This is a genomic window from Peribacillus sp. (assembly GCF_059453735.1).
Genome location: NZ_JAZVJO010000050.1, coordinates 1 through 2,513, shown reverse-complemented (window position 1 = coordinate 2,513; position 2,513 = coordinate 1). Strand labels below are relative to the sequence as shown.

Sequence of the window (2,513 nt, the reverse complement as noted above, 5' to 3'; positions counted from 1 at the left end):
TCAGCGATAGGATAATTCCTGTTATTAATACAACTTGTAAAGACATGTCGAAAGGGTCGTTCTTCCAGTTGATTGGAGAAACAGATATACCGACTAAAAGTAAGAAAGAAATCACACCCATAAAACTTTTAAGAATTAATCGGTATTGGTTTTGATAATATTCGTGATTTTTCAACATAATACTCCTTATATTGATTATTTATATAAATTAATAGTAATCTTTTCTATTACTAATGTAAATTATTGAAACATTATTTTCCAATTAAACAGAGGATCTTCTTTTAATATCAGTTAAAAAATAACATAAATAGCTAAAGAATGGGTATACAAATAGAAGACTATTTTAATTTAGGAGGAGTTTGAATGAAGGCAGTTACTTTTCAGGGGGCAAAGGATATTCAAGTTAAACAAGTGGAAGATCCAAAACTTCAAATGAAAGATGATATTATTGTGCGGATTACATCGACAGCGATTTGTGGTTCGGATCTTCACATTTATCAAGGTGCGCTGCCTGCGCAGAAGGATTATGTCATTGGTCATGAACCGATGGGAATCGTAGAAGAAGTAGGTCCAGAGGTGACTAAAGTAAAAAAAGGGGACAGAGTGGTTCTCCCGTTCAATATTGCTTGCGGTCATTGTTTTTATTGTGAGCATGATATGGAAAGTCAGTGTGATCATTCAAATAGGAATGAAGATATTGATACAGGGGGATATTTTGGATTTACGGAACGTTATGGGAATTATCCGGGTGGACAAGCGGAATATTTACGTGTACCGTATGGAAACTTTATGCCATTCATAATTCCTGAATCTTGTGAGCTTGAAGATGAGGCAGTTTTGTTTATGTCAGATGTTCTTCCTACTGCTTATTGGTCTGTTGAAAATGCTGGTGTGAAAAAAGGAGATACAGTCGTTGTTCTTGGATGTGGTCCAATCGGATTAATGGCACAAAAATTTGCCTGGATGAAGGGTGCAAAACGTGTCATAGCTATTGATAATCTTCCATATCGATTAAATCGTGCCAAGAGTATGAATAAAGTCGAAATATTTAATTTCGATGAGTATAACAATATGGGAAGTTACCTTAAAGAAATAACGAGCGGAGGCGCAGATGTTGTTATCGATTGTGTAGGAATGGACGGAAAAAAATCTGTGGTGGAAGCCGTTGAGCAAAAGCTGAAGCTCCAAGGAGGTACGTTAAGTGCAATTGACATTGGTCTGAATGCCGTTCGGAAATTTGGAACGATTCAGTTGACAGGTGTTTATGGTTCAAAATATAATATGTTCCCGCTAGGTAATTTATTTGAGAGAAACATTAACCTTAAGATGGGACAAGCACCAGTTATTCATTTAATGCCGAAGATTTTTAACATGATTACTGCTAAGGAATTTGATCCAACAGAGATTATTTCTCATAAGATTCCACTAGAACAAGCAAGCGAAGCCTACAAAATCTTTAATGACCATGAAGATGAATGTATAAAAGTCGTTTTGAAACCATAAATAGTAAATTAATGACTTTCCTCAAAGCAGTAATGCTTTTGAGGATTTTTCTTTCTTGACGGGTTAATGTAGTTTATCATTAAGTTGAGGATTACTGGGGTACATAAGGGGGATGTCAGATATGGTAAAAGCAATCTTTTTTGATTTGGATGATACACTGCTTTGGGATCAGCAAAGTGTGGCAAAAGCTTTTGAGGCTACATGCAGGGCAGCTGGTAATAAATTCGGCATCGATGTCAAGCAGCTTGAAGAAGTAGTGCGGAGAGAAGCACGTGAGCTGTATGCATCATATGAGACGTATGAGTTTACACAGATGATTGGGATAAATCCTTTTGAAGGGCTTTGGGGGAACTTTCTTGATGATGAAGTGAATTTCCGCAAGATGAAGGAAATTGTTCCAGGTTATCGTAAAGATGCTTGGACAAGAGGGTTGCAAGCATTAGGAATCGACAACCCTGACTATGGTAAAGAGCTTGCCGAAATGTTTCCGCTTGAACGAAAGAAAAATCCAATCGTGTATGATGACTCCTATGAAGTTCTGAATCAGTTAAAAAAAGAGTACCAGCTGCTGTTGTTAACAAATGGTTCACCGGATTTACAGCATACTAAGCTTGAAATTACGCCAGAATTAGTCCCTTATTTTGATCAAATAGTTATTTCAGGTGATTTTGGCCGCGGCAAACCAGACCCAGGGATTTTTGAGCATGCCCTGAAGCTGATGAATTTGAAAAAAGAAGAAGTGATAATGGTGGGAGACAATCTAATGACGGACATTCTTGGGGCATCGAGAGCAGGGATTTCTTCCGTATGGATTAACCGTCATGAGAAGGAACGTAATCATGTTATACCTGACTATGAAATAACTAATTTGCACGAACTTTTCCCTATCCTAGCAAAATTAAAATAATTTTGTCGAAAAAGGTTTAGTTTTGAAAACAGCGGGTATATAATTATAATAACCACTCCTTTGAAAAGAACGTTTAGGAGAGTTTAAAAAAGCAGCGGATGCC

General features: G+C 36.9%; 2 protein-coding genes. Both read left to right on the top strand.

Features of this window, described 5'->3' with window-relative positions; translation table 11 throughout:
* Positions 1-363: 363 nt before the first annotated feature.
* Positions 364-1,503 carry a zinc-dependent alcohol dehydrogenase gene (locus AC52RT_RS01630; RefSeq protein ID WP_495539137.1) on the top strand — a complete coding sequence of 380 codons (1,140 nt, stop codon included), beginning with the start codon at positions 364-366 and terminating at the stop codon, positions 1,501-1,503.
* A gap of 121 nt (positions 1,504-1,624) precedes the next feature.
* The gene (locus AC52RT_RS01625; protein WP_495539136.1) at positions 1,625-2,410 is read left to right on the top strand and encodes an HAD family hydrolase; all 786 of its coding nucleotides are present in this window, start codon (positions 1,625-1,627) and stop codon (positions 2,408-2,410) included.
* The last annotated feature ends 103 nt before the right edge of the window (positions 2,411-2,513 follow it).